General features: G+C 54.9%; 20 protein-coding genes. 13 read left to right on the top strand and 7 right to left on the bottom strand.

The window, feature by feature from the left end:
• The first annotated feature begins 137 nt into the window (after window positions 1-137).
• A complete protein-coding gene (loiP, locus tag A8O29_RS04355; RefSeq protein ID WP_125352880.1) occupies window positions 138-896 on the top strand; it encodes a metalloprotease LoiP in 759 nt (252 codons plus the stop codon).
• A gap of 124 nt (window positions 897-1,020) precedes the next feature.
• Here the strand turns inward: loiP and speB are convergent, their stop codons facing one another.
• From speB to A8O29_RS22930, 4 genes are all read right to left on the bottom strand, one after another.
• Window positions 1,021-1,941, bottom strand: coding sequence for an agmatinase (gene speB, locus A8O29_RS04350; protein ID WP_125352844.1), 921 nt, complete (start codon window positions 1,939-1,941; stop codon window positions 1,021-1,023).
• Between the two features lie 151 nt (window positions 1,942-2,092).
• Window positions 2,093-4,069, bottom strand: a complete 1,977-nt coding sequence (speA, locus tag A8O29_RS04345) for a biosynthetic arginine decarboxylase (RefSeq protein WP_125352846.1) — start codon at window positions 4,067-4,069, stop codon at window positions 2,093-2,095.
• On the bottom strand, window positions 4,062-4,208 hold the full coding sequence (yqgB, locus tag A8O29_RS04340; protein WP_148098773.1) for an acid stress response protein YqgB: 147 nt from the start codon (window positions 4,206-4,208) through the stop codon (window positions 4,062-4,064). Before yqgB ends, speA begins: the two co-directional genes overlap by 8 nt.
• A gap of 90 nt (window positions 4,209-4,298) precedes the next feature.
• Window positions 4,299-4,442 carry a hypothetical protein gene (locus A8O29_RS22930; RefSeq protein WP_420853968.1) on the bottom strand — a complete coding sequence of 48 codons (144 nt, stop codon included), beginning with the start codon at window positions 4,440-4,442 and terminating at the stop codon, window positions 4,299-4,301.
• Between the two features lie 422 nt (window positions 4,443-4,864).
• Here A8O29_RS22930 and metK point away from each other — a divergent pair, with 422 nt between their 5' ends.
• The 8 genes from metK to ruvX all read left to right on the top strand — a co-directional run bounded on the left by metK (window position 4,865) and on the right by ruvX (window position 12,070).
• Entirely contained in the window at window positions 4,865-6,019 is a 1,155-nt protein-coding gene (gene metK / locus A8O29_RS04335) for a methionine adenosyltransferase (protein WP_110511951.1), read from the top strand.
• A 402-nt stretch (window positions 6,020-6,421) separates the two neighbouring features.
• Entirely contained in the window at window positions 6,422-7,816 is a 1,395-nt protein-coding gene (locus tag A8O29_RS04330) for a sugar porter family MFS transporter (protein WP_110511950.1), read from the top strand.
• Between the two features lie 112 nt (window positions 7,817-7,928).
• Complete coding sequence (locus A8O29_RS04325; RefSeq protein WP_125352850.1) at window positions 7,929-8,429, top strand: SprT family zinc-dependent metalloprotease; 501 nt, start codon at window positions 7,929-7,931, stop codon at window positions 8,427-8,429.
• Between the two features lie 95 nt (window positions 8,430-8,524).
• Entirely contained in the window at window positions 8,525-9,259 is a 735-nt protein-coding gene (endA, locus tag A8O29_RS04320) for a deoxyribonuclease I (RefSeq protein ID WP_125352852.1), read from the top strand.
• 20 nt (window positions 9,260-9,279) lie between these two features.
• A complete protein-coding gene (rsmE, locus tag A8O29_RS04315) occupies window positions 9,280-10,011 on the top strand; it encodes a 16S rRNA (uracil(1498)-N(3))-methyltransferase (RefSeq protein WP_110511947.1) in 732 nt (243 codons plus the stop codon).
• A 25-nt stretch (window positions 10,012-10,036) separates the two neighbouring features.
• A complete protein-coding gene (gshB, locus tag A8O29_RS04310; protein ID WP_125352854.1) occupies window positions 10,037-10,984 on the top strand; it encodes a glutathione synthase in 948 nt (315 codons plus the stop codon).
• Between the two features lie 106 nt (window positions 10,985-11,090).
• A complete protein-coding gene (locus A8O29_RS04305) occupies window positions 11,091-11,654 on the top strand; it encodes a YqgE/AlgH family protein (protein ID WP_125352856.1) in 564 nt (187 codons plus the stop codon).
• Window positions 11,654-12,070, top strand: a complete 417-nt coding sequence (gene ruvX, locus A8O29_RS04300; RefSeq protein ID WP_110511944.1) for a Holliday junction resolvase RuvX — start codon at window positions 11,654-11,656, stop codon at window positions 12,068-12,070. The genes A8O29_RS04305 and ruvX overlap by 1 nt, the downstream gene beginning before the upstream one ends.
• Window positions 12,071-12,134: 64 nt before the next feature.
• On the opposite strand, the gene A8O29_RS04295 is transcribed toward ruvX, so the two are convergent.
• Window positions 12,135-12,788 carry a LuxR C-terminal-related transcriptional regulator gene (locus A8O29_RS04295; protein WP_125352858.1) on the bottom strand — a complete coding sequence of 218 codons (654 nt, stop codon included), beginning with the start codon at window positions 12,786-12,788 and terminating at the stop codon, window positions 12,135-12,137.
• Window positions 12,789-13,312: 524 nt separating this feature from the next.
• On the bottom strand, window positions 13,313-14,005 hold the full coding sequence (locus A8O29_RS04290; RefSeq protein ID WP_125352860.1) for an IclR family transcriptional regulator: 693 nt from the start codon (window positions 14,003-14,005) through the stop codon (window positions 13,313-13,315).
• Between the two features lie 67 nt (window positions 14,006-14,072).
• Here A8O29_RS04290 and A8O29_RS04285 point away from each other — a divergent pair, with 67 nt between their 5' ends.
• Window positions 14,073-16,331: an FAD-dependent oxidoreductase gene (locus A8O29_RS04285; RefSeq protein WP_174081220.1), complete on the top strand. Its 2,259-nt coding sequence runs from the start codon at window positions 14,073-14,075 to the stop codon at window positions 16,329-16,331.
• On the opposite strand, the gene A8O29_RS04280 is transcribed toward A8O29_RS04285, so the two are convergent.
• Complete coding sequence (locus A8O29_RS04280; RefSeq protein WP_125352862.1) at window positions 16,328-17,308, bottom strand: type IV pilus twitching motility protein PilT; 981 nt, start codon at window positions 17,306-17,308, stop codon at window positions 16,328-16,330. The two genes, A8O29_RS04285 and A8O29_RS04280, sit on opposite strands and share 4 nt — an antisense overlap.
• 15 nt (window positions 17,309-17,323) lie before the next feature.
• On the opposite strand from A8O29_RS04280, the gene A8O29_RS04275 reads away from it, so the two are divergent.
• The 3 genes from A8O29_RS04275 to yggU are packed head-to-tail and all read left to right on the top strand — an operon-like array spanning window position 17,324 to window position 18,901.
• Window positions 17,324-18,028 (top strand): YggS family pyridoxal phosphate-dependent enzyme, encoded by a 705-nt coding sequence (locus A8O29_RS04275; RefSeq protein WP_125352882.1) that lies wholly within the window; start codon window positions 17,324-17,326, stop codon window positions 18,026-18,028.
• Between the two features lie 22 nt (window positions 18,029-18,050).
• Complete coding sequence (locus A8O29_RS04270) at window positions 18,051-18,617, top strand: YggT family protein (RefSeq protein ID WP_110511938.1); 567 nt, start codon at window positions 18,051-18,053, stop codon at window positions 18,615-18,617.
• A complete protein-coding gene (yggU, locus tag A8O29_RS04265) occupies window positions 18,614-18,901 on the top strand; it encodes a DUF167 family protein YggU (RefSeq protein WP_125352864.1) in 288 nt (95 codons plus the stop codon). Before A8O29_RS04270 ends, yggU begins: the two co-directional genes overlap by 4 nt.
• Window positions 18,902-18,904: the final 3 nt, after the last annotated feature.

Below are 18,904 nucleotides of genomic sequence, written 5' to 3'. Positions count from 1 at the left end.
CCCGATGAGCATACTCTGGTCAGTGATTCGGGTTTTTGAACGCAGCCAACGCATTGGCGGCTTGAAGAATGAAGGGTATAACGGAATATTTCAGATAATGGCGATGACTGGCGACCCTTAATTACGGAAAATTAATGATGAAACTGCACTCTGTGGTATTGGCCTTTGGGATAGCGAGCGTTCTGACCGGGTGTCAGAACATGGATTCAAACGGACTCATGAGTTCAGGTGCCGAAGCCTTCCAGGCTTACACCCTGAGCGACGAACAGGTGAAAACGTTGAGCGACCAGGCGTGTAAAGAGATGGACAGCAAAGCCACTCTCGCCCCTGCTGGCAGCGATTACGCCAAACGCCTGAACACCATCGCCACGGCGCTGGGCGACAACATCAACGGACAGCCGGTGAACTACAAGGTTTACGTCACCAAGGATGTGAACGCCTTCGCAATGGCTAACGGCTGCATCCGTGTCTACAGCGGGCTGATGGACATGATGACGGATAATGAAGTGGAAGCGGTGATTGGCCACGAAATGGGTCACGTCGCGCTCGGCCACGTGAAGAAAGGGATGCAAGTTGCGCTCAGCACCAACGCGGTGCGCGTAGCGGCGGCATCTGCTGGCGGCATGATTGGCAGCCTGTCGCAGTCACAGCTTGGCGACTTGGGTGAAAAACTGGTGAACGCGCAGTTCTCCCAGCGTCAGGAATCTGAAGCGGATGATTACTCGTACGATTTGTTGCGTAAACGCGGGATCAATCCGGCGGGACTGGCGACCAGCTTTGAAAAACTGGCGAAACTGGAAGCGGGACGTCAAAGCTCGATGCTCGACGATCACCCGGCCTCTGAAGAACGCGCGCAGCATATTCGCGATCGTATGAAGGCGGATGGGATTAAGTAAGACACGCGCCCTTTTCCCCTCACCCTAACCCTCTCCCCAAAGGGGCGAGGGGATCAGGCCGAAGGTCTCCCTCTCCCTGAGGGAGAGGGCCGGGGTGAGGGGGAGACGCGACATCAATGCCCGATTACTCGCCCTTCTTCGCCGCCTGGATGTACAACATCTCAAGCGCCAACGTCGCGGCGGCCAGCGCGGTGATCTCTGACTGATCGTAAGCCGGAGCCACTTCCACCACGTCCATACCGACGATGTTCAGATCTTTCAGACCACGAACCAGTTTGATCGCACGATCGGACGTCAGACCGCCGATCACCGGCGTACCGGTACCCGGCGCAAACGCAGGATCCAGACAGTCGATATCAAAGGTCAGATACACCGGCATATCACCGACGATTTTTTTCACCTGCTCAAGAATATCGTCCACGCCGCGATCGTTCACCTGTGCAGCATCCAGCACGGTAAAGCCGTTGTCTTTGTCAAACTCGGTACGAATACCAATTTGCACGGAGTGATTTGGGTCGATCAGACCTTCTTTCGGCGCGGTGAAGAACATGGTGCCGTGGTCAAATTCGCAGCCGTTCGCGTAGGTATCGGTATGCGCATCGAAATGCACCAGCGCCATTTTACCGAAGTGCTTGGCGTGCGCGCGCAGCAGTGGCAGCGTCACGAAATGGTCGCCGCCGAAGGACAGCATGCGTTTGCCATTCGCCAGCAGACGCTCTGCGTGAGCCTGCAGTTTATCGCTCATGTCACGGGCATCGCCGAACGCATAAACCAGATCGCCGCAGTCCACGACGTTCAGACGTTCGCGCATGTCGAAGTTCCACGGGAAGCGGTTGTGCTCCCACGCCAGGTTGGTAGACACCTGACGAATTGCCGCTGGACCATGACGTCCACCCGCACGGCCAGAAGTCGCCGCATCAAACGGCACACCGGTGATAACCCAATCGGCGTCGCTATCGTAAGGCTGGAAGTTCAGCGGCAGACGCAGAAAACCAAAGGCGTTAGATACCAGAGAGTTGTCGTACTGATGACCCAAAGTGCTCATGGAAATGACCTCTTTAACCGTCGTGTATGAAAAAAAGATGAAAAAAAATCCCCTCCGCGTCGTTAGGCCCGACGAGGAAGGGAAGTATTCGTTTTTACTGCTTGTTAGGCCAAAGTATCGTCAAAATACTGACCGGGTCAAGCGCCCTTTTTTATTCGTCTTCCAGATACGTGTAACCATACAAACCGGCTTCAAACTCTTCGAGGAACTGCTGCTGCAGCGCATCGTCAAGATCGGTCTCTTTTACCTGGTCACGGAACTGCATCAGCAGTTTTTTCGGATCAAGCTGAACGTATTCCAGCATATCCGCCACGGTGTCTCCTTCGTCGGAAAGCTCCACTTCCACGCTGCCGTCAGGGAAGACAAACACGTCCACCGCTTCGGTATCGCCGAACAGGTTATGCATGTTGCCCAGAATTTCCTGGTACGCACCGACCATAAAGAAGCCCAGCATTGGCGGGTTCTCCGGATCGTATTCCGGCATTGGCATGGTGGTGGCAATCCCGTCGCCGTCGATGTAATGATCGATAGCGCCGTCGGAGTCACAGGTGATATCCAGCAGCACAGCACGGCGTTCCGGCACCTGGTTCAACCCTTCCAGCGGCAAGACCGGGAACAGCTGATCGATACCCCACGCATCCGGCATAGACTGGAACAACGAGAAGTTGACGTAAATCTTATCCGCCATACGTTCCTGCAGTTCGTCGATGATCGGACGGTGCGCACGGTTACTCGGGTCGAGCTGTTTCTGCACTTCGTGACACATGCTGAGATAAAGCTGCTCTGCCCAGGCACGCTCCTGCAAATTAAAGGTGCCGGAAGAATAGCCGGTGTGGATATCATGCAGGTCCATCTGGCTATCGTGCAGCCACTCGCGCAGCGAACGACGCCCGCCCGGTTCACGCATTTCCTGCCAGGTTTCCCACATGCTTTGCAGCGCGCGCTGCGCATCTTCCGCCGGAGCCACTGGCGTGGTGTATTCGTTGCGCTCCACGCCGATGATGTTCGACACCAGCACCGTGTGGTGCGCGGTCACGGCGCGGCCGGACTCGGTAATCACAGTAGGATGCGGCAGACCGTTCTCTTCGCAGGCATCACCGATAGCCCAGATAATGTTATTCGCGTACTCATTCAGGCCGTAGTTCACCGAGCAGTCAGACTGCGAGCGGGTTCCTTCGTAGTCCACACCTAAACCGCCGCCGACATCGAAACACTGAATGTTAACGCCGAGCTTATGCAGCTCAACGTAGAAACGGGAAGATTCACGCACGCCGGTGGCGATATCGCGAATATTCGCCATCTGCGAACCGAGGTGGAAGTGCAGCAGTTGGAGGCTGTCCAGACGACCGCATTCGCGCAGGGTTTCTACCAGCTGCAACACCTGAGTTGCCGCCAGCCCGAATTTGGATTTCTCGCCGCCGGATGACTGCCATTTACCGGAACCCTGAGAGGCCAGACGTGCACGCACACCCAGGCGCGGAGTCACGTTCAGACGCTCGGCTTCTTCCAGAACCAGCGCAATCTCAGACATCTTCTCGATAACCAGATAGACCTTGTGGCCCATCTTCTCGCCGATCAGTGCCAGACGAATATATTCGCGGTCTTTGTAGCCGTTACAGACAATAACGCTGCGGGTCATTCCGGCATGTGCCAGAACCGCCATCAGTTCCGCTTTGGAACCAGCTTCCAGACCCAGTGGTTCGCCCGAATGGATCAGGGACTCAATCACGCGGCGATGTTGGTTTACCTTGATCGGGTAAACGAGGAAGTAGTCACCGTTATAACCGTAGGATTCACGCGCACGCTTGAACGCGGCGTTAATCGAACGCAGGCGATGTTGCAGGATCTGTGGGAAACAGAATAATGCAGGCAGTCGCTGACCTTGCGCTTCGCGAGCTTTAACAAGCTTAGCGAGATCTACGCGTGCGTCTGGAACATCAGGATCGGGACAAACGCTGATATGACCCAGTTCATTCACGTCGTAGTAATTATTGCCCCACCAGGCAATGTTGTAAGTCCGCAGCATCTTGCTGGCTTCCTGAGAGCTCATTGCCACCTCCTGCATGGAACGTAGTACACCCTGCTCGCCGGCTGACGAAGGGGAAGAAAAAGACATGTCGTCAGACATAGCGAACCTCAAATGTTGTCGAAAGTGTAAAACAGTTGACTACTATCGCAATGTTACAAAGCGATAACAACCCATAAACAGCCGTCGTTTCCAGCAGAGTATGCTGAACGTTCGCCTGCGCGACCGGTTTCATGTTCATATCATTGTAAAACATAGGCCCGGGGTTTGTAGGACCGCCGGAGAAACCACGAGAAAACTCCTAACAATCAGGAGCGCCCAAGTCCCGTCATCACAGCGCCTTGCCGGCCCTGGAGTCCTGAGATGTGCCCGAATGGGAATAACTTCGGCAGGTATTTATCGAAGAGAAAAAGGTTGAGGGGTATAAACGCACGCCTGAATGGCATGACTGAGTCTGCAAAAAACGCTGGTTCATTATGTCGTATCACCTCCACGCCAACCCTTCGGGGCCAGCGACAAGCCAAAGCCAAAAATTACACTGCTTAACCCGGCTGGAAGTGGCGACACGACAGATTTCGTCGTGCGCTTTTAAGGAGAGCCGCGCGCGGCGTTTTATACCGAGAACCGGGGTAAAAAGCAAAATAAAAATGTGCACTCTTCCACCGCTGTCAGGAAAAATTTCCAGCACAAAAGCGACTCAGATGAGACGCATCTCAAAAAAAACTGGAAATCGGGCGAATATCTGACCTAAAATAGCCATCCAGATGTTAATCCATCTATACTGATTAACACCCAGACTGTTAGTAGGTTTACCTGCAGCCTTTGGTCGAAACGTCTATCAAAGTCTTTATCTACAACAGTTTGCGCTAACCAAATTCTTTCCAGGTGAAATAAAACATGGCAAAACACCTCTTTACGTCCGAGTCCGTATCTGAAGGGCATCCAGACAAAATTGCTGACCAAATCTCCGATGCCGTACTGGATGCGATCCTCGAGCAGGATCCTAAAGCGCGCGTTGCTTGCGAAACTTACGTTAAAACCGGCATGGTAATGGTCGGGGGTGAAATCACCACCAGCGCGTGGGTTGATATCGAAGAGATCACCCGTAACACGGTGCGCGAAATTGGCTATGTGCATTCCGATATGGGCTTTGATGCCAATTCTTGCGCAGTGCTGAGCGCAATTGGTAAGCAGTCTCCGGATATCAACCAGGGCGTTGACCGTGCTGACCCGCTTGAGCAGGGTGCAGGCGATCAGGGCCTGATGTTTGGCTACGCCACCAACGAAACCGACGTGCTGATGCCAGCGCCAATCACCTACGCACACCGTCTGGTGCAGCGTCAGGCTGAAGTGCGTAAAAACGGCAGCTTGCCGTGGCTGCGCCCGGATGCAAAAAGCCAGGTAACCTTCCAGTATGACGACGGCAAAATCGTCGGCATCGATGCAGTCGTTCTGTCTACTCAGCACGCTGAAGATATCGATCAGAAATCTCTGCAGGAAGCAGTGATGGAAGAAATCATCAAGCCAGTTCTGCCAACTGAGTGGCTGAACAGCGCGACCAAATTCTTCATCAACCCAACCGGACGTTTCGTTATCGGCGGCCCAATGGGCGACTGCGGTCTGACCGGTCGTAAGATCATCGTTGATACCTACGGCGGCATGGCTCGTCACGGTGGCGGCGCGTTCTCTGGTAAAGATCCGTCTAAAGTTGACCGTTCAGCAGCGTACGCGGCACGTTATGTCGCGAAAAATATTGTTGCTGCAGGCCTGGCTGACCGTTGTGAAATTCAGGTGTCCTACGCTATCGGCGTTGCAGAACCGACCTCTATCATGGTCGAAACCTTCGGCACTGAAAAAGTACCGACTGAGCAACTGACCCTGCTGGTACGCGAGTTCTTCGACCTGCGTCCGTACGGCCTGATTCAGATGCTGGATCTGCTGCACCCAATCTACAAAGAAACCGCTGCATACGGTCACTTTGGTCGCGAACATTTCCCATGGGAAAAAACCGACAAAGCCGACGTGCTGCGTGAAGCTGCCGGTCTGAAATAAACCGTTGCTTTCGCCCTTCAAAGGCCAGCCTCGTGCTGGCCTTTTGCATTTCTGCCTGCACAAAACGCCGTCGCCTTTCTCCCGCGCTGTCTATACTAAAATTCTCTGACGTCTTTTTAATGAAAGCGATTACATGTGGATTCATTGCTTATTTTTGAGAATATTCGCTTTGCATGATGCACCCTTGTCTGCTGTTACATTTTATTTCAGGTAAGTCTGAAATTTAGTTTTTTTACCGCCTCGCTTTAACACCTATCCTCATGATTTATAATAAGTTAAACAACTTACATAACATGACAATAGTGTAATCGATTACACCAATGTGATTTATCTCACATCTTTTCACGCCTTCCTAACCTAACCTTTACATTGATAAGACTAATAATCCAACTGGAGGGCATAATGCCTGACAATAAAAAACAGGGATATTCCAACAAAGCCATCACGTTCTTTGTTTGTTTTCTCGCAGCCCTGGCGGGATTACTGTTCGGCCTTGATATCGGTGTGATTGCCGGCGCGCTGCCGTTTATCGCCCATGATTTCCAGATTGACTCACACACTCAGGAATGGGTCGTCAGCTCGATGATGTTCGGTGCCGCCGTCGGTGCCGTCGGCAGCGGCTGGCTCTCCTATCGTCTTGGGCGTAAAAAGAGCCTCATGATTGGTGCGGTTCTGTTCGTGCTCGGGTCGCTGTGCTCCGCTGCCGCCCCGAACGTAGAAATACTGTTGATGTCACGCGTGCTGCTCGGCCTCGCCGTCGGCGTCGCGTCATACACCGCGCCGCTCTACCTGTCTGAAATCGCGCCCGAGAAAATTCGCGGCAGCATGATTTCGATGTATCAGCTGATGATTACCATCGGTATTCTCGCGGCCTATCTGTCCGATACGGCGTTCAGTTATAGCGGCGCATGGCGCTGGATGCTCGGCGTTATCATCATCCCAGCCGTCCTGCTGCTGATTGGCGTGTTCTTCCTGCCGGACAGCCCGCGCTGGTACGCCGCAAAACGTCGCTTCAACGATGCCGAACGCGTCCTGCAACGCCTGCGTGATACCAGCGCCGAAGCGAAACAGGAGCTGGAAGAGATCCGCGAAAGCCTGAAGATCAAGCAGTCCGGCTGGGCGCTGTTTAAAGAAAACAGCAACTTCCGCCGCGCGGTGTTCCTTGGCGTGCTGTTGCAGGTCATGCAGCAGTTCACCGGGATGAACGTCATCATGTACTACGCGCCGAAAATCTTCGAACTGGCGGGTTACACCAACACCACCGAACAGATGTGGGGCACGGTGATCGTCGGTCTGACTAACGTGCTGGCGACCTTTATTGCTATCGGTCTGGTGGACAGATGGGGTCGTAAACCGACGCTGGTGCTGGGCTTCCTGGTGATGGCGGTCGGTATGGGCGTGCTGGGCACGATGATGCACAACGGCATCCACACCCCGAGCGCACAGTACTTTGCGGTGGGTATGCTGCTGATGTTTATCGTTGGTTTCGCGATGAGCGCCGGTCCGCTGATTTGGGTTCTGTGCTCGGAAATCCAGCCGCTGAAAGGGCGTGATTTTGGTATCACCTGCTCTACCGCGACCAACTGGATTGCCAACATGATTGTCGGTGCAACCTTCCTGACCATGCTGAACTCGCTCGGCAACGCCAACACCTTCTGGGTATACGGCGGGCTGAACCTGCTCTTCATCGTCCTGACTCTGTGGCTGGTTCCTGAAACCAAACACGTGTCGCTGGAACACATCGAACGCAACCTGATGAAAGGCCGTCGTCTGCGCGAGATTGGTGCGCATAACTAATCATCGAGCAGCCTGATGCCCTCTCCCACGGGGAGAGGGTGCAAACACTAAAAACGGCAATCATTCGATTGCCGTTTTGCTTTTACCTCTGCTTCCTCTATCCTTCTGCGTTATGAAAACCCCTCGCCTCCCCATCGCCATTCAGCAAGCCGTTATGCGCAGCCTGCGGGAAAATCTCGCCCAGGCGAATCTGAAGCTCGGCCGCGAATACCCTGAACCGAAACTGACCTGGCAACAGCGCGGCACCTCCGCAGGCACCGCCTGGCTGGAAAACTATGAAATCCGCCTAAACCCCGTGCTGTTGATGGAAAATCAGCAGGCGTTTATCGACGAAGTGGTGCCGCACGAGCTGGCGCATTTGCTGGTCTGGAAACGCTTTGGTCGCGTGGCCCCGCACGGGAAAGAGTGGAAGTGGATGATGGAGAGTGTGCTCGGCGTGCCCGCCCGCCGCACGCACCAGTTCGAACTGGAATCCGTGCGCAAAAATACCTTCCCCTATCGCTGCGGCTGTCAGCAACATCAGCTCACCGTGCGCCGCCACAATCGCGTTCTGCGCGGCGAAGCGGTTTATCGTTGCGTGCACTGCGGCGACCCTCTGGTGGCTGAAAAGTAACCTTCGGAATTTACTGGAAGTTTTTCTGATCTAGCTGATTGCATCTGACAACAGCATTCGCTACGTTGCGGGCTCGTTTTGACACGGAGTTCGTGATGTCCCGTAAATCTCTTCTGGCGTTGGCTTTTTTTGCCACCGCCCTTTCTGGCCAGGCATTGGCCGACGGTATCCACAGTTTTTCACAGGCAAAAACCGCAGGCGTGAAGGTCAACGCTGACGTTCCCGGCGATTTTTACTGTGGCTGCAAAATCAACTGGCAGGGCAAAAAAGGCGTTATCGACCTGGAATCCTGCGGTTATAAAGTGCGTAAAAATGAAACCCGCGCCAACCGCGTCGAATGGGAACACGTGATGCCCGCCTGGCAGTTCGGTCATCTGATGCAGTGCTGGCAGGACGGCGGACGTAAAAACTGCGCCAAAGATCCGGTGTATCGCAAAATCGAAAGCGACATGCATAACCTGCAGCCCGCAGTCGGCGAAGTGAACGGCGACCGGAACAACTTTATGTACAGCCAGTGGAACGGTGGCGAAGGCCAGTACGGCCAGTGTTCGATGAAGGTTGATTTTAAAGACAAAATTGCCGAGCCGCCGGAACGCGCACGTGGTGCCATCGCCCGCACCTACTTCTATATGCGCGACCAGTACAAGCTTCCGCTTTCTCGCCAGCAAACGCAGCTGTTCACCGCCTGGGACAAGCAGTATCCGGTCACCGCCTGGGAGTGTACGCGCGACGAGCGCATCGCCAAGGTACAAGGGAATCACAACCCTTACGTCCAGCAGGCTTGCCAGGCGCAAAAGAGCTACCCTACACTAGCGTCAAACGTTAACTGATATCCGGAAATCCTGAGACTATGCGCATTCCCCGCATCTATCACCCTGAGTTTATTACCGCTGGCAGCGAGATTGCCCTGAGCGAAGACGCCGCCAATCACGTGGGTCGCGTACTGCGCATGAGTACCGGCCAGGCCATTCAGCTGTTTGACGGCAGCAACCAGGTTTTTGAAGCCGAGATTGTTCAGGCCGATAAAAAGAGCGTGCGGGTCAATGTGCTGAGCGCCGAGACCGACGATCGTGAATCGCCGCTGCACATTCACCTCGGGCAGGTGATGTCGCGCGGCGAAAAAATGGAATTCACCATCCAGAAATCGATCGAACTCGGTGTAAGCCTCATTACGCCACTCTTTTCCGAGCGCTGTGGCGTTAAACTGGATGCTGAACGACTGAACAAGAAGCTCCAGCAGTGGCAGAAAATCGCCATCGCCGCCTGCGAACAGTCCGGGCGTAACGTGGTCCCGGAAATTCGCCCGGCGATGACGCTGGAACAGTGGTGCGCAGAAGAGGAAAGCGGGCTGAAGCTCAACCTGCATCCGCGCGCCAGCGCCAGCATCAACACGCTACCGCAACCCGTTGAGCGCGTGCGCTTGCTCATCGGCCCGGAAGGCGGATTATCGGCAGATGAAATTGCCATGACCGCCCGCTATGCGTTTACTGATATTCTGTTGGGACCTCGCGTTCTGCGTACTGAGACCACTGCGCTCACCGCCATTACCGCGCTTCAGGTGCGTTTTGGCGATCTGGGCTAAAAACTCGCGTTACAGGAGAAGAGTAATGATCAAGCTCGGCATCGTGATGGACCCCATTGCGAAGATCAACATCAAGAAAGATTCCAGCTTCGCTATGCTGCTGGAAGCGCAGCGTCGTGGTTACGAACTCCACTATATGGAGATGAACGATCTCTATCTGAACAACGGCGAAGCGCGGGCGCAAACGCGTCTGCTGAGCGTTGAGCAGAACTATGACGGCTGGTATACCTTCAACGGTGAACAGGATCTGGCGCTGGCCGATCTGGATGTCATCCTGATGCGTAAAGATCCGCCGTTCGACACCGAATACATCTACGCGACCTATATCCTCGAGCGCGCAGAAGAGAAAGGCACGCTGATCGTTAACAAACCGCAGAGCCTGCGCGATTGTAACGAAAAGCTGTTCACCGCCTGGTTTGCCGACCTGACGCCGGAAACGCTGGTGACCCGCAACAAGGCACAGCTGAAAGCGTTCTGGGAAAAGCATGGCGACATCATCCTTAAGCCGCTGGACGGCATGGGCGGCGCGTCGATTTTCCGCGTGAAGCAAGGCGACCCGAACCTGGGCGTCATCGCTGAAACCCTGACCGAACTTGGCAACCGTTATTGCATGGCACAGAACTACATTCCTGCCATCAAAGACGGCGACAAGCGCGTGCTGATCGTTGATGGCGAACCGGTGCCATACTGCCTGGCGCGTATTCCGCAGGGCGGCGAAACCCGCGGTAACTTAGCCGCAGGTGGCCGTGGCGAACCGCGTCCACTGTCTGAAAGCGACTGGGAAATCGCCCGCAAAGTGGCCCCAACGCTGAAAGAAAAAGGCCTGATTTTCGTTGGCCTCGACATCATCGGCGATCGCCTGACGGAAATTAACGTCACCAGCCCGACCTGCATTCGCGAAATCGAAGCCGAATTCCCTGTCTCCATCACCGGCATGCTGATGGACGCAATCGAAAAGCGTCTGGGTAAGTAAGCCGCGACCAAAGGCGGGAGCCATCCCGCCTTCACTCGACAGCGCCCTGGTTTGCCCGCATACTGGCCGTTGTTGCTTTTTAAACCAGGAAACAGAACCTCTGACAATGAATTTACAGCACCACTTTCTTATTGCCATGCCTGCTCTCCAGGACCCGATGTTTCGCCGCGCCGTGATCTACATTTGTGAATACAATGACGACGGTGCAATGGGGATCATCATCAATAAACCGATGGAAAATCTGAAGGTTGAAGGGATTCTGGAAAAGCTGAAAATTACTCCTGATCCACGCGATCCGGAGATCCGCCTCGACAAACCGGTGATGTTGGGTGGCCCACTTGCGGAAGACCGCGGTTTTATCCTGCACACGCCGCCTTCGTCGTTCGCCTCGAGCATCCGCATTTCTGACAACACGGTGATCACCACCTCTCGCGACGTGCTAGAAACGATCGGCACCCCCGAACAGCCGTCGGAAGTGCTGGTTGCACTGGGTTATTCCTCCTGGGAAAAAGGCCAGCTTGAGCAGGAAATCCTGGAAAATGCGTGGCTCACCGCCCCGGCCGATCTCAACATTCTGTTCAAAACGCCGATTGCCGATCGCTGGCGCGACGCGGCTCGTCTGATTGGCATTGATATTCAGACCATGCCTGGCGTGGCGGGACACGCCTGATGAGCGGAACCCTGATTGGTATTGATTTCGGCACCCGCAGCATTGGTGTCGCAGTCGGGCAACGCGTGACAGGCACCGCGCGTCCTCTTGGTGCGCTAAAAGCACAGGACGGCACGCCAGACTGGAACGCCATCGAGAAGATACTCAAAGAGTGGCAACCTGAAGCCGTGGTGGTTGGCCTGCCGTTGAACATGGACGGCACCGAACAGCCGCTGACCGCGCGCGCGCGTAATTTTGCCAATAAAATTCACGGTCGCTTCGGCGTGAAAATCATCCTTCACGATGAGCGTTTAAGCACCGTAGAAGCCCGCGCTGGCCTGTTCGAGCACGGCGGTTACCGGGCGCTGAACAAAGGAAAAGTGGATTCCGCCTCCGCGGTAGTGATTCTGGAAAGCTTTTTCGAGCAGGGATTCTGACCGGGCCTGGAGGTTCTTAGGCTTTTGTAGGCCCGGCAAGCATCGCGCCGCCGGGCAATTGCCTTTAGTGCCGCAAATGCGCATTCGCCCAGCTCACCGCCTGGGTTCTGTTTTTAACACTTAGCTTGCGGAAAACGTTATACAGGTGCGTTCGTACCGTATTCTCACTAATAAACAACGCCCGCGCGATATCCATATTGGTAGCGCCATGGCGCAATTCATTGAGGATTTCACACTCGCGTTCGGTCAACGGAATATTGTCGAATTCATTGGATATGTGTTCCGCGGAATACATTTCCGGGTGCATCACGCTCAATTCAGCCGTCTGCTCGCCGTGAAGCACAGCCTTGACACCCTCAATTAAGCGCGATTCATCATCGTCGTGGCGAAATATACCGTACAACGCGGGCCAATTAGCCATTTCGTATAGCTCATACTTTTGTGCGCTGTTGATAATAAGCAATCGTGGGTTTTCCAGCTGCGATTGAATAATATCCTGCCAGATCCCATTCAGTTTTTTATTTGATATCGCAATATCAAACAGAACCACGGTAGCACGCGGCAAGCGCTGTACAAGCGGTTTATTAATATTGTGAACGCCAACAGAAACAGACAGAAGATCAGACAGATAATTCGCAAAGGCATTCGCCTGTACAGAAGGGTGTGTGACGAGAAGAAGCTGGCGCGGATGGCTTACACTCTCAGAAACATCAAGCATTTAAAAACTCTCCATAGTTGAGACTCACCATCATGGTGATTAAATGGGCCAAAAAGGCACAAGCAGCGAGCAAAATAATTAAACATTAAACGTAGATATTAGAATGCAATTGGTGAGAAAAATCCTATTCCCCGCAAACAGAATAGAACGAATGCCGGATTAGTGTCAAAAGATAATCAACCTTTTTTTGCAGATCTGAACGTAACTAAGGCATGCGTGGCGGGGTTTGCGTGATTAGTCGATTATTGATACACATTTCACATCACCATGGTTTATAGGTAATGATCAGAATGTAAAAAAGTAATTTAAATTAACCGACTTATTTTCAACATCAATATAACATTGGCATTAATGACGTATTCATTTCTCAAAACAATTACGAATTGTTCAGTTCTATTCAAATAAATATTAAATACTGCATAAATAATTGAATGATTCTGGTACCAATCTCGCGATCGCGCTCACAGTTTATGACTGTGTTTTTTGCATATTATGAATCGTTTCTATAAAAGAAACACGACACATCATGAAGGTTTTATGAGCATCCGTGCCAGCTCATGCAACGACTGCTGGCGACGTTCCACCTCGGCGGGTTCCGGGTTCCACATGCCTGCAAACGCTAATGCGGCGGAATGTTCGCCCAAAGGCTGTGCCATGGAGACTTCGCCGTCGCTGTGATGCCAGACCACGTGGCCTTTTTCACGCTGCTGCTGCACGTGAGGCTCCAGCTGCTGCCACTGCTTTGGGCTGAAACGCTGCTGAAGGCTTTCATCGCTTTCATCAGCCAGGAGCGACATGCCGATGACCGACTGCCACGCAGGCAGCATATGAAAACCGGCCAGCGCCTGACTCATCTTGCTGCCCGGCTCGGAGTGCCAGATATAAATCACCTGGTCCTCCCAGAGAACGCCCACCGCCACGACGAGATCGCCCGGGGCGGCGCGTTCGAGGATCGGCAGCGCATGGGAAAACAACGCGGAGCCGCGAATGGCCTGAGCGGCCAGTGCATGAATGCCCGGCCCTGGAAGGTAGCGGCGCTGTTCGTCCTGCATGGTCAGGCCGATGGACGCCATGGTCATCAGCAGTCGGTTTACGCGGGTGGTATTGATTCCCATCAGACGCGCCAACTCACGACAGCCAATGGCCCGGCCGCTGGAAACCAGATATTGCAGGCAGCGAATGCCATCAATCAGGCTTTGGTTCGGTTGAGATGACATTGACGCTCCGTCCGTTACAGGCTTATGAAGCAATGATTTTAGCGCCAGTTCAAAAGGATACAAGGTAATGAATATCTACCCGCCGTGTGAAAGCAGAACCTTTCCTGTGCAGCCGATGCATGCTGATTTTGTTGTGGCCGGAGGCGGTCTGGCCGGGCTATGCGCCGCCCTCGCGGCCGCACGTCGCGGGCTGGAGGTTATTCTGATTCAGGACCGTCCAGTGCTCGGTGGCAACGCGTCGAGTGAAGTCAGATTATGGGCCAACGGCGCGACCTCACATATGGGCAACAACAACCGCTGGGGGAGAGAAGGCGGCATCATGGGTGAAATCATGGAGGAAAACCTGTGGCGCAATAAGGAAGGCAACCCGGTAATGTTCGACCTGGTGCTGCTGGATATGGCACGCAGCCAGCCTGGGTTGACGTTGCTGCTCAACACCGCCGTGTATGAGGTGAAAAAAGAGCATAACCGCATTACGCAAGTCAGCGCCTTCAATGCCATTAATGAAACCTTCTACCACGTTTCCGCCTCGCAGTTTTGCGATGCCACCGGTGACGGCGTGCTGGGCTATCTGGCAGGCGCAGAATTTCGCGAAGGCGCAGAGGAAGAAAGCGAGCTGGGTGAAAAAATGGCCCCCGGAGACAACTTCGGCCACAAACTCGGGCACTCGATCTATTTCTACACCAAAAAGACCGAGGGTCCGGTCAACTTTGTCCCGCCCTCCTTTGCGCTAAAAGAGATAACCGATATCCCACGCTATAAGCGGCTCACCTCCACGCTGAACGGCTGCGACCTGTGGTGGCTGGAATGGGGTGGCCGCCTCGATACCGTTTATGAAAGCGAAACCATCAAGTGGGAGCTGTGGAAAATCGTCTGGGGCGTGTGGGATCACATCAAAAATTCCGGCGAGTTTCCTGAAGCCGCCAATATGACCATAGAATGGGTCGGCTCGGTGCCCGGCAAGCGCGAAAGCCGCCGCTTTATGGGCGATCATCTGCTCAGTCAGCAGGACATCGTCGAACAGCGCGACCATTATGACGCCGTCGGCTACGGCGGCTGGTCGATAGACTTACACCCTGCCGATGGCGTGTACAGCACCCACGACGGCTGCCGTCAGTTTCACAGCAAAGGCACCTACACCATTCCGTGGCGCAGCCTTTACAGCCGCTCGCTGGATAACCTGTTCCTGACCGGACGACTGATTTCCGCCTCGCACGTCGCCTTCGGCAGCGCCCGCGTGATGTGCACCTGCGGGCTGCTCGGCGAAGTGGCGGGCATGGGTGCAGCGCTGTGTCATGAGCAAAACATCACGCCAAAAGCGCTGGCGGGGCAACAACGCATCGGCGAACTTCAGCAGCGTTTGCAGGCATCCGGCTGTTACATTCCCCGCCAGTGGCTGGATGATCCTGCTCGTGGTGCAGAAATCAGCGTCAGTAGTGAACTGCAACTGTGCGAACTGCCACCGAACGGTATGTGGCACTCTCTGCGTGAACGGATGGCGCTTCTGCTGCCGGTGAAAACCGGTGAAGCGCTGCCGGAATTGTCATTAAGCTTACGCAGCCAAATGCCACAGACGCTGGGCATCACGCTGTTGGGCAGTCTGCGCCCAGGTAACTTTACGCCGGAGTTACGCTACGCCAGCAGCCGTATCAGCGTGAACGGCGAAGGCGAATATCGTTGCCCGTTCGACTGGGTGAGCGATCGTGACCAGTACGTTTTCATTGCCTTCGACGCGCAGGAAAATATCGACATCGCGCTCACCGACGTTCAGCTCCCGGGCATCATGACCGTGTTCAACAGCCTGAACGCCCGCGTCGCAAAACACACACGCCAGGTGGTCGACGGCGACTACGGCGTGGACGAGTTCGACTTCTGGCTCCCGCGCCGCCACCCGAATCAGATCCTGCCCGCCCTGCGTTTTGCTTCACCGCTGCGCTGCTATCCGGCAACTCATCTGCTCAATGGCCGCTTGCGTCCTGAACAGCAAACTAACGGCTGGGTACCAGCCCTGAACGATAAAACCCCGACCATTCGCTGGCACTGGCAGGAGCCACAGACGATTCATAGCCTGACGCTGGTACAGGACAACGATTTCGACAATGCGATGGAAACCGTGCAAATGGGCCACGCCAGCGCGGTGACCCCACATTGCATCACCCATTACCGCCTGTGGGCCGATGAAACGCTGTTAGCCGAAGTCGAAAACAACCACCATTCCGTGTGCAGGCATGAATTCCCCACCGCCATTCGCGCGCGCGAAGTGCGGCTGGAAGTTCTCGCCACCGCGGGCGCTCTGCCCGCGGTCTATTCCCTCAACGTTCGCTAAAGACGACCCGCCGCCTGTCGCTGCTGGAAGCACTGCGAAAACGTCATCATCCCCATTTGCTGCCCGGCCTGCATCACGCCCGGCAACTGATGGGTTTTACCATCGCGAATCAGGCTGCCCACAGCAGGTGTGTTGACCAACAGTTCATATAACGCCACGCGTCCGCCCTGTTTATCCGGCAGCAGTTTTTGCGCCAGCACCGCGCACAGGCTGCCGGACAGTTGGCTACGCACCTGCTCTTTTTCCCCGGCCGGAAACACATCCACCAGCCTTTCAATGGCCTGTGCCGCGCCACGTGTGTGCAGCGTCGACAACACCAGATGCCCGGTCTCCGCCGCCGTAAGCGCCAGACGGATGGTTTCGGTGTCGCGCAACTCGCCGAGCAAAATCACATCAGGATCCTGACGCAACGCCACCCGCAGTGCCGCAGAAAACGATCCGCAATGCTCCCCCACTTCGCGCTGATGAATCAGACATCGCTCGCTGTGATGCACGAACTCCACCGGATCTTCAAGAGTCAAAATATGCCCGTCGCGCTGGTGATTGAGGTAGTCGACCATCGCCGCCAGGGTGGTGGATTTACCACTGCCGGTGGCGCCCGTCACCAGAATCAGCCCGCTTTCTCCGGCCAGCAGTTCGTTGATGGCCTGCGGAACGCCAAGCTCCTCCAGCTGCGGACAGATTTCCGGCAACAGCCGTAAAACGATTGAAACGCCGTCCGCATGCCGGAACGCACTGGCGCGCAGCCGCGTGCCGCTGTCCGTCTGCACCGCAAAATCACACTGATTATCCTTTTCCCATTGCCGCATCGCGGTTTCACTAAGCCAGTTTTGCAGCAGCGCTTGCGGCTCCGGCGCGCTGAACGGGGCCGGTTCGAGGTGTCCTCTCCGCCGCCAGCGCACCGTGCCATCGCCGCACAGGTGTAGATCCGAGACGTTATGCTTTACACTAAGGGCCACAATTTCCTGCATATCCATACCATCATCCTGAAAATGAACGACATTGCGCATAACCTGACACAGGTCAGGGACAAAATCTCAGCCGCTGTCGCCCTTTGCGGCCGTGCTCCAGAAGAAGTTACGTTGCTTGCAGTCAGTAAAACGAAACCTGCGAGCGCCATCGAAGAAGCTATCGCTGCGGGCCAACGTGCCTTTGGTGAAAACTACGTTCAGGAAGGAATAGAAAAGGTCCGCTATTTTCAGGAAGCGGGACAAAAAGACCTGCAGTGGCACTTTATTGGCCCGCTGCAGTCGAACAAAAGCCGTCTGGTGGCAGAGCATTTCGACTGGTGTCATACCGTTGATCGCTTGCGCATCGCCAGTCGTCTGAGCGAGCAGCGCCCTGCGCATTTGCCGCCGCTGAACGTGCTTATCCAGGTCAACATCAGCGATGAGTCGAGCAAATCCGGCATTGCGCCTGAAGAGATCGATGCGCTGGCCGCCGAAGTAGCCGCTCTGCCAGGCCTGAGCCTGCGTGGACTGATGGCTATTCCAGCGCCTGAGTCAGAATATGTAAGGCAGTTTGCGGTCGCCCAACAAATGGCGGTAGCATTTGCCCGGCTGAAAACACGCTATCCCTCCGTGGACACGCTCTCTCTGGGCATGTCCGACGACATGGATGCCGCGATTGCGGCGGGTAGCACGATGGTGCGCATCGGTACCGCCATTTTTGGCGCGCGCAATTACACACAACAATAAATAAGGAAAACTGAGGAACGCCATGAAGACGTTGACTTTCCTGCTCTCGACGGTGATTGAGCTGTACACCATGGTGATGCTGCTCCGCGTCTGGATGCAGTGGGCCCGCTGTGATTTCTACAATCCCTTTTCGCAGTTCGTGGTGAAAGCCACGCAGCCGCTCGTCGGCCCTCTGCGCCGCGTGATCCCTGCGATGGGACCTATCGACAGCGCATCCTTGTTACTGGCTTTCGTGCTCTGCGTGCTGAAAGCGATCGTGCTGTTTATGGTGATTACCTTCCAGCCGATTATCTGGATTTCCGCGGTGCTGATTCTGGTGAAAACCATCGGCCTGCTGATTTTCTGGGTGCTGATGCTGATGGCGATTATGAGCTGGGTCAGCCGTGGTCGTAGCCCGGTGGAGTTCGTGCTGATGCAACTGGCCGACCCGCTGCTGCGCCCAATTCGCGGCATGTTGCCGTCGATGGGTGGCATCGACTTCTCGCCGATGATCCTCGTTCTGCTGCTGTACGTGGCTAACATGGGTATCTCCGAGCTGTTACAGGCCACCGGAAATATGCTGCTACCGGGGCTGTGGATGGCACTATGAGTGCCGTTGAAGTGTGCGACGACGGGCTGGTTTTACGGCTGTACATTCAGCCGAAAGCCAGCCGTGACAGTATTGTCGGATTGCATGGCGACGAACTAAAAGTCGCCATCACCGCACCACCGGTGGACGGCCAGGCCAATGCGCATTTGGTAAAATTTCTCGCCAAACAGTTTCGCGTCGCGAAGAGCCAGGTGATAATTGAGAAAGGCGAGTCAGGCCGCCACAAGCAGGTAAAAATCATTCAACCGCAACAGATCCCTTCGGGCGTTGACGCGCTCATCTGACAG

Origin of the sequence: Scandinavium goeteborgense, assembly GCF_003935895.2 — a bacterium.
Classification (GTDB): domain Bacteria; phylum Pseudomonadota; class Gammaproteobacteria; order Enterobacterales; family Enterobacteriaceae; genus Scandinavium; species Scandinavium goeteborgense.
Note: the sequence above shows the minus strand (reverse complement) of the source record. Positions and strands in the feature narration are given on the sequence as shown.